Source organism: Paraburkholderia suaedae, from assembly GCF_040812055.1.
GTDB lineage: Bacteria > Pseudomonadota > Gammaproteobacteria > Burkholderiales > Burkholderiaceae > Paraburkholderia.
In genome coordinates this window covers 1-4689 of sequence record NZ_JBFOAH010000078.1, presented here as the reverse complement: position 1 = coordinate 4689, position 4689 = coordinate 1, and the positions used below count along the sequence as shown (strand labels likewise).

The window sequence follows — 4689 nt, the reverse complement described above, 5'->3', positions numbered from 1 at the left end:
GCGGATCTCATCAAGGCTGCGGGCGTGCTTCGGCAACCGCCCACCGGGCAAGCCGGATACATGTGTGCAGACCGTTTTGACATCGCGAAAAGAAGCTTGCAAAAGGCGTCGGGTCCATACATGTCGCAATAAGACGCTGCGGTATGATTCGAGCGAACGAGACGAATGACATGACTGATGAAGCAGACTGCCTACTTACGTCGCCTCAGCGATTTTCTTCCGATAGCGATCAAGGACATCGCAGCGAACATTGCCAATCCCCATTCGCTCAATGGAACGTCACCTCGCGGCTTGGTTTCATTGGCTACAAGTTGGCTCATTCCGTAGCTTGCCATCTGATCTCCCTGCCGGTAGTCTTCATATTTCTGCCCGGAAACAAACCTTAGGCTCTTCATTGCGGCGCGAAAGTCGAGCATTGCTGTTTCGAATTGGGATTCATCGGCAACAAGGTCAACCGAAAGGATGCCTGTTCGTCCCAATATCCGCGTGTTGAAATTGGTCACAGCAACATGATCGGCGTCCAGAGCAGATACCGCCAATTCCAGCTTCTTCGTCAGAGAGTCGAAGCTAGGGAGTTGGCGCCATCCTGAAATCACGACTCGGCCCCATCCGGTAGCGTCTCGCCGCTTGTTGCTCGCCTCCGTGCTTAACCTGATCTTTTCGAGGAGCTCATTAGCGTTAAGAACATCATGCTCGCTAATATGCCCCGTCTCCGCGTATTAAATTAGGCCGTACCAAGAAAAATCAAGGGGACTAAAGAGATAATATTGACGTTCTATTGGATTCTGGAGAAGATCCATAAGTTTGTCCGTGTCCTCCCTTCCGAGGAATACAAATCGAGCCGGCACGGCAAAAGTGGCCTTTCCATCAATGGTGGCGATCTTCGGGCCTTGAATCCAATGTAACGACCCAATAACCGAAGTCAAATGTTGCGGGGACGCGTCTTGCCTTGCGTGCTGCCCGCCGTCCGCGCCACCATCCAAAGCCGTAGATATTGTGGTGACACCTGACCCGTCCGTAGTCGTCACTGCGCGAAGTGTCATCGAAGGACACGGGACGTCACCGGCGTTCGCACTCGCGACGACTAAACTCCCGAGCGCCGCAAGCATCCGTTTCAGCAATGTCATCCCATTCTCCCCAAAGCGCCGAGGACCTGATGGGGCGTGCCACCGCGACAGGCCAAACCGATATTTGCTCGGCTCTACAGCCACCGAGCCACTTATATTTACGATGACTGTCAAGCCTCATCGCGCGGATACGCTTCATCCAAAAAAGTCGAGTCTGCAGCGGCGTAGTACTGATGACGCTCCGACCATTGATCGATGCCAACCAGAACACATAGAATAAATATCATGGACAGCGCAAAGAATTCCACGAAGATCGTCATGTTTACTCCTTGGTTGACGTAACGTCCGCCTCTTGGACCTTGACCAATCGAAAACCATGCGTAGCTGTCGACTGAGCAATGACATCGGCCGTTATACCTGATTCGATGATATGCAGTCGAGAAATGATGGACTCGATATGTGCCCGGCTCGCCGACATTGCGTTGATGATAGGAAGCCCGCGGGGCGTTGCCTATTACATAAAGCTGGAGTCCGGCCCGCATGCAGTGACGCACGGATGCAATCAAGTTCGCAACTGCTTGTCTCGCGCTCGAACTGTACTGGAGAACATTTCACAATCGGCGTGAAGTCGGTGCATGCGTAGGCGTGGTACCCCAGCCCTACGATAGCGGTGAAAGCCAGGTAGATCAGGTGCGTTCTGGATCTATCGTGCGCTACAGGCTCGCGGCATCGAAGCTAGTGGCCAACATGACGCTGGATGGTCTTGAAGCGATGCTGAGGAAGAAATTCCCGGCTGCAAAGCGAACAGGCTTGAAAATGCACATGGTGCGGTACGCGGATGACTTCATCATCACCGGCAACTCGAAAGAGTGGCTGGAGCACGAGGTCAAACCTGCGGTGGTCGCATTTCTTGCGGAACGTGGGCTCGTCCTATCGCCGGACAAGACCAAGGTAACGCACATCGACGAAGGGTTCGACTTCCTCGGATGGAATATCCGCAAGTACAAGGGCAAGCTGTTGATGAAGCCGTCGAAAGGGAACGTCAAAGCGCACCTACAAGATCATTTCCGCCAATGAGGGGAAGTGTGCTGCTTCCTGGTCATAGAAAGGCACCCCATGTTGCAGTCGCGATCGCGGAAGGCCACCACCTTGTCCCCCTTGAGATGCCTATGCCGGCCGTACCCGAGGTTGTGCCCGCCTGTCTTCGCCACAGTCGTCGTACCGTCGCCGTGGATGACTGAAAGGTCGAGGGACCGGTCCTGATGAAGTTTTTGTATCGTGCCCGAAAGACCCGGTCGACGCTGCAACTCGCGCGGCTGCCTCGTGAGAACCGCTCCTGAAGGCCGCGGCCTGGTTCGGGAGGGAGGCTGGGGCGCAGGTAACTACAGTTTTATGTAATAGCCGTTCTCCACCGTCCTGACTATGCTCAGAAAGGCACGCGTCGTGCCCTCGAACGGTCCGCGTCAGGTGATACGCGGCGTTTCCACGAAACGCCAGAATTCCACGTACTGCGACTTTGGGTCGCGCCCATCTAGGACGAAACGGTTCGGGCTGCGCCTGGAGGGCTGAAGGGCGCCCGGTAGTCCTGAGCGCTGCAGATTTGCGGCGCTCGGCCGAAGCGCCGCCTTGAAGATGGCGGATACGCCGCTACCTTTTCCGCCCCGTTGCGCTAAAAAGAAACCAGCACGAACGATGACTGAAACGAAAGAAACGCGAAACGAAGCGCGCATCCGCGCCGCCGACGTATTGATCAACCTGCTCAAGAGCCTACCGTTTCGCGACCGGCTCGCCGAGGGCAGCCTGACGGCGCTGCAGGCCGTCTGCGGCGCATGTCTCGCTTACGGCATCGCCTGCGCGCTGCACACCCAGCAGGCTTTCTGGGCCGCGATCACGGCCATCGCCGTCACGCAGCGCAGCTACTCGGACACCCGCAACCTGTCGCGCGACCAGTTCGTCGGAGCCATGGCGGGTGGCCTGTTCGGTTTCGTTGGCGCGTCTCTCGGCGCTGGCACGCACGAGATCCTGGGGTACGCGACGACAATTGCCGCGGTAATCATCGTCTGCTGGTGCGTGAACGTGGGCAGCGCAGCGCGCCTCGGCGCCATCACCGCGACTATCGTGCTGCTGTTTCCCCCTCAAGGGCCACTATGGGGCGTGCCGTTGTTCCGGCTCGTGCAGGTCGTCCTCGGCACGGTGTCCACGCTGCTCGTCAGTTGGCTCTTCACTCAAGTTCAGCACAGGCTGGCGCGACGCTAGCGCCAGCTATATGGGAAAGACGCCCTAATCGGTCGCACATGAAAAATTCAATTTGGCTGGAATGCGTCCCGTTGGAAATCACGTGTCGCTCGTTATTGCCCGCTCCGCCGCGACCGCACACTGCCCCGACTGGCGGCCGTTTGCGGTCAACCCTGCTCCCGTACGCGATGGCATCTTCAGAGGTCAGTGACGAAGGCGCGGCCGCGCTTGACGATCGCCCACCGGATCAGGCGCTCAGCCTCCTTACGGTAGCCGCCTCGACCGCGAGCGCATGGGTGGCATGGGTATGCCTCGTCCGGTGCGGGCTGGAGCGCCGCAGCTCGTCGGCGACCGCAGGATGGTCGGCCGTAATGACATTCCGCCTGAACACGAGTGGCGAGATGCGCGTGCGGCCGTGCACCTGATGCCAGCGAAAAAGTTAGCAAGCAGGTAGCGCTGATCGATCAGCAAGCGAAGCAGCGCACCCAGCGTGAGGCGCCAACCAGGCCAGCACCGCTTCGTAGTCGTTGGGCGCATCCAGCGTACAGGCCTGCGATGTCGTCGGCGATTTGCGGCTGCAGCGCCGGCAACGCGCGGAGGTGCCCGATCGCGTGCGCGACATCAACCAGTACATCGTAGGTCTCTACAACGCCGTACGCCTACTGTTCGTAAAAGGTCGTCGCTTCGTGTATAGGGCCCATGTTCGGTGCTCGACTAAGGGAGTTTCCGGTCCAACAAAAGCATATACGTCAGGGAGCAATCACGCTTCGCAAAGTCTACATTGACCTAAATTTGGAGACGACTTCGGGACAAGTGTACGGGACCACTTGTGGAGCTTCTCACGTCCGACTGCGCGGTTGAAATGCGCGTCCCAATCGTCGGGCACCTCGTCGCCGAACTCCTGCATACACGGCGGTGCGCATCGCCGCGACTAGTGGCGTAGCGCCCCAAAACGTGCTGTCAGCAGAAGGCTCGATGCATGCAATCCAGAAGTCGGAGGGTTGGTCGTGAATCGCGCTCGTTGAAGATGCTTATGTTCAGACGGTGAATAACACTGTCGCCGGTAGTCCAATCGATCGAGGACATGAAGCAGTATGGTCACTGGTTTCACGTCGCATCCGACGGCCCGGTCGGAAGGCTGAAGCTGAAGGTCACGCCCCGGACCGCATTGCGCACCACCCAAATGCGCCCGGCGTGCGATTCCACGATCGACCGACAGATCGCCAGCCCCATGCCCATGCCCGTTTCCTTTGTGGTGGTAAATTGTGCGATTCACAGACATCGTTTCACTTTCTTGAAGACCGTTTTCTTCGCGTGCTTGAGCTCGAGGCTCCGGTAGGAGACGCGAACTCAAGCACGCGCCGATGATGTTCGGCAAGGATCCTGT

General features: G+C 57.8%; 3 protein-coding genes and 2 pseudogenes. 2 read left to right on the top strand and 3 right to left on the bottom strand.

All coding sequences use genetic code 11. The features are described 5' to 3' along the window. Nucleotides 1-191: 191 nt before the first annotated feature. Together ABQJ48_RS37415 and ABQJ48_RS37410 are read right to left on the bottom strand one after the other, a co-directional pair. Nucleotides 192-707: pseudogene (locus ABQJ48_RS37415) on the bottom strand (DUF2167 domain-containing protein); the annotation flags it as partial. A 530-nt stretch (nt 708-1237) separates the two neighbouring features. Then, nucleotides 1238-1387, bottom strand: a complete 150-nt coding sequence (locus ABQJ48_RS37410) for a hypothetical protein (RefSeq protein WP_367842882.1) — start codon at nt 1385-1387, stop codon at nt 1238-1240. Nucleotides 1388-1796: 409 nt separating this feature from the next. On the opposite strand from ABQJ48_RS37410, the pseudogene ABQJ48_RS37400 reads away from it, so the two are divergent. After that, nucleotides 1797-2117 (top strand): annotated as a pseudogene (locus ABQJ48_RS37400) (reverse transcriptase domain-containing protein); the annotation flags it as partial. Nucleotides 2118-2759: 642 nt separating this feature from the next. Then, complete coding sequence (locus tag ABQJ48_RS37395; protein WP_367842881.1) at nt 2760-3323, top strand: FUSC family protein; 564 nt, start codon at nt 2760-2762, stop codon at nt 3321-3323. A gap of 1086 nt (nt 3324-4409) precedes the next feature. On the opposite strand, the gene ABQJ48_RS37385 is transcribed toward ABQJ48_RS37395, so the two are convergent. Further along, complete coding sequence (locus tag ABQJ48_RS37385) at nt 4410-4574, bottom strand: ATP-binding protein (RefSeq protein WP_473094248.1); 165 nt, start codon at nt 4572-4574, stop codon at nt 4410-4412. Nucleotides 4575-4689 lie beyond the last annotated feature (115 nt).